This window comes from Arcobacter sp. F2176 (assembly GCF_004116465.1).
Lineage (GTDB): Bacteria > Campylobacterota > Campylobacteria > Campylobacterales > Arcobacteraceae > Arcobacter > Arcobacter siniprincipis.
This window is the reverse complement of the sequence record NZ_PDJV01000088.1, coordinates 1-394: the sequence shown is the minus strand read 5'-3', so window position 1 is coordinate 394 and position 394 is coordinate 1. Positions and strand designations below refer to the sequence as shown.

At 36.3% G+C, this 394-nt stretch carries 2 protein-coding genes; both read right to left on the bottom strand.

Going from position 1 to position 394, the window contains the following annotated elements; translation table 11 throughout:
- Positions 1 to 140: ATP-binding protein (locus CRU95_RS17015; RefSeq protein ID WP_164969833.1), on the bottom strand; the 140-nt coding region annotated here is incomplete at its 3' end.
- On the bottom strand, positions 137 to 394 hold a 258-nt coding region (locus tag CRU95_RS16305), incomplete at its 5' end, for a hypothetical protein (RefSeq protein ID WP_258238763.1). The genes CRU95_RS16305 and CRU95_RS17015, both read right to left, overlap by 4 nt.

Genomic DNA, 394 nt, shown 5'->3' with positions numbered 1-394 from the left:
AACAAAATACTTTTCATAAACGAGCGAATTGTCGATTTCCCCGCTTCATTTTCACCGTATAACACCGTCAGTAAGGAAAGATCCATTTCCACATTTTCTAATTTTCCGTACCCATAAATATGGAGTTTTTCAATTCTCATTTTTTATCCCTCTCTTGCTGGAATAATTGCTCTAAAATAATATTTTCCGCTTCCTTTTGAATCTCTTTCTTCTCTTCTTCTGTAAAAGATTCAATACTATTACGTGCTACAGGAGATGTCCAAATGGTGCGCAATACGCCGTCCATATTTGTGAAAGCTTCTAACTCTTTTAGCACACTACCGACGAAATGATTTTCTGCTTTCAAACGTTCGATTTCTGCAAAAGAAACCGTCTCATTTTTCCACTTCATTGC